General features: G+C 31.9%; 4 protein-coding genes. 1 reads left to right on the forward strand and 3 read right to left on the reverse strand.

All coding sequences use genetic code 11. From position 1 onward, the window contains the following. Nucleotides 1-164 (forward strand): IS1 family transposase (locus BN3769_RS14305; RefSeq protein WP_228840581.1); only part of this gene is annotated, 164 nt, incomplete at its 5' end. Here the strand turns inward: BN3769_RS14305 and BN3769_RS00830 are convergent. The 3 genes from BN3769_RS00830 to BN3769_RS00840 form a co-directional block, all read right to left on the reverse strand. Next, nucleotides 130-627: a nucleotidyl transferase AbiEii/AbiGii toxin family protein gene (locus tag BN3769_RS00830; RefSeq protein WP_068466606.1), complete on the reverse strand. Its 498-nt coding sequence runs from the start codon at nucleotides 625-627 to the stop codon at nucleotides 130-132. The two genes, BN3769_RS14305 and BN3769_RS00830, sit on opposite strands and share 35 nt — an antisense overlap. Further along, nucleotides 624-1,223 carry a type IV toxin-antitoxin system AbiEi family antitoxin domain-containing protein gene (locus BN3769_RS00835; protein ID WP_068466607.1) on the reverse strand — a complete coding sequence of 200 codons (600 nt, stop codon included), beginning with the start codon at nucleotides 1,221-1,223 and terminating at the stop codon, nucleotides 624-626. Before BN3769_RS00835 ends, BN3769_RS00830 begins: the two co-directional genes overlap by 4 nt. Before the next feature lie 376 nt (nucleotides 1,224-1,599). Beyond that, nucleotides 1,600-2,163: a hypothetical protein gene (locus tag BN3769_RS00840; RefSeq protein WP_068466610.1), complete on the reverse strand. Its 564-nt coding sequence runs from the start codon at nucleotides 2,161-2,163 to the stop codon at nucleotides 1,600-1,602. Nucleotides 2,164-2,298 lie beyond the last annotated feature (135 nt).

The raw sequence follows: 2,298 nt of genomic DNA on the forward strand, positions 1-2,298 counted from the left end.
AAGAATCTGGCAAAACAAGTTATATTGAAAGATTTAATTGTACTCTTAGACAAAGAGTCGCAAGGCTTGTAAGAAAAACTTTATCTTTCTCTAAAAAACTAGCTAATCATATTGGAATGATCAAATATTTTATCTGTTATTACAATTTAGCATTACATGTTTAGAACTACCAAAAAAATGAAAATCTTGCTCAACGGGCTTTACAATATCGCCTATACCCACATCAATTTGAATTTTATCTTTCATATTACTAAAGGTGGCTTGAAAGGTCACTCTATATCCCGGATAATCCATATGAGGCTGTTCTAAAAGCTCTATAGCCTTATATAAAAAAGAAAATCCATCTTCTAATGCTATAGAAGCTATTTTTTGAACTGCATCTTCTATCTCTTTTTCACTAGCATTCATCTTTGTAATTAAAAAATCCAGATCTATAGTTTCACGTCCTATTTCCATCATGTAGGAAAGAAGGAATCCTCCTTTAAAAATGAATTTATCTGAGTATTCCGAAAGAGATAACCTTACCAAAAAACGCTCAAGAAGTAATTGTTTCCAACATTCATTGAATGAGATTTCAGCTTCTTTCGCAATCTTATGCACACAGTATATTAAAGCTTGTTTGTTCATGTCGTTGCTGTCATCAGATAAGGTTGAATATTATATCTAAGTTTTTTTGCATATACTTGAAGTTTTTTGAGATCAAGTCGCTCTTTTCCTTTTTTAGCAAGAGCCACTTTAAGTGCTTTGATAGCAGTCTCACGACTCAGTAATCTAAAAGAATCGATGACAGTTCGTTCTCGATCAAATATGGGAATTTGAATGCCGCCAAGATCAAGTGTAGTTTTTCCTAGTTCCATATTTCGAAATCGTATGATCTTAGTAAGCTTGCGTTCCTTAATTGATGTACCATGAGGAACGGCAATCCAAAATTGTCGAGCAATTTGCTCAGTAATGTCATAAAGTGCTAACGCAGAAATTAGACATACCACACCTCCAGGGACAGAGTTTACAGCTTCGATAAGATCTTCCCATTGAAAATAGTCAATGGGATACTTGAAATTAGTACCTTGATAAATCCCTCGGCCAAGTCGTCTAACTTGACCCTTTTTTATGTAGTAGGCTAAATGAGCAGGAAAAACCCCAAATATTTTAGCTTCATTTGCTGTAAATGAAGGCTGTTTCAGAAGAGTTTGAATGGCATAAAGGCAGTTTGATTTCTTCATAAGATCTCCTAAATTTTACTTTAACAAAAACGCCCATTAAATTTCATTGGGTTTTCATATTAAATTTTAGGTAAAGCAATATAGGATTTTCAATGGGAAAACTACAAAAATTATATTTATAGAAAAATAGAGATTTAAATTATCCAACAAATCGTTGGACTTTTACATAAGAACTGTCTACTCAAATAAATTCGCTTTGTAGACCTTAATTACTTTGCTCCGCTTTTCCAACGATGTGCTTTCATCATTAAATAAAAAAGCTGTAGAATTATCAGCTAAAAGAGCTTCCAAAAAAATTTTCAATTAATAAGAGGATCTAATCGACTTTTTGAAGAATATCTTGAGAGAGAAATTATTCAAAGAGCCGATTTATAAGTTACCTCAAAAGACTGTTATCTTGGGTGGGATTAAGCAAACAAACACTTTTTCGCAAAGCTGACCCAAAGAAGCCATGACAAAGTATTTGTCCTTTATTGTTAATATCAACGTACCATCCAAGATTTGTCATACGATCAAAATTTAAATTATCATTTTTATGATCCAATAAATCAGGTAAAAATGTTAGTATTTGATCTACTCTCCATAAAGCAAAGCTACTTTCATTATTAATAAATTCCATTTCATTTTCATTTTTTAATGCAAGCCCAATAATATCGCCTTGATCATTCGCTGCAATAGCTTTGAAATTTTCAATCCAAACTTCTCGATTATACTTATGTTCATCTATTTCTGGTAAAATATGCTTACCAAAATGATTATGGTTTTCCCACACATAAGTTTTATTTTTAAAAGGAATAACGATAAGACCTGAGTTACTAAGCATCATTTTTGATAAATAAATATCTGTTTTTTCCACTATTGGTAACAAGGTTAGAGAGTATCCATTCCAAAAGAAAGGAGTATAGCCAGCTTCACGAATCTCATTTGAATAAGAATTCAAAACAAAGCCTTAGAGCCTGTTAAAAAACCTTATTTTCAATTATCCTTTATGAGGATTCATGAGAGGATTTTGAATGAGAAAGAAATATTCTAGCGATTTATCGGATGAGGAGTGGCAACTAATAGAACACTTATT

It is taken from the genome of Candidatus Protochlamydia phocaeensis (assembly GCF_001545115.1).
GTDB classification, from domain to species: Bacteria; Chlamydiota; Chlamydiia; order Chlamydiales; family Parachlamydiaceae; genus Protochlamydia_A; species Protochlamydia_A phocaeensis.